This window comes from Lacinutrix sp. MEBiC02595, assembly GCF_053601555.1.
On the sequence record NZ_JBSHNU010000197.1, the window covers coordinates 1 to 266 of the forward strand.

Consider the following 266-nt stretch of genomic DNA (forward strand, 5'->3'; position numbering starts at 1 on the left):
TAGTAAGTGCTTCTAAATTTGCTACGATAGCAGATAAATCTAATTGTGTAGTAACGCCATCTTCGTCTGTATAATCGATGTTTGTATTATCTGTGTTTAAAGCAATCGAAGTAAGTGTTTCCAGATTAGCAACATCTAAAACAGTCGGGTTTCCATCTTCATCGGTGTAAGTTAATGTTCCGTCGTTGTTGTCAACTAAAGTTGTTAAAGCTTCCAGGTTAGCTATGATTGCAGTTAAATCTAATTGTGTAGTAATGCCGTCTTCA

At 35.7% G+C, this 266-nt stretch carries 1 protein-coding gene; it reads right to left on the minus strand.

The annotated features are described in order from the left end of the window. A partial coding sequence (locus ACVCZW_RS05855; protein WP_452231906.1) for a hypothetical protein occupies positions 1-266 on the minus strand: 266 nt, incomplete at both ends.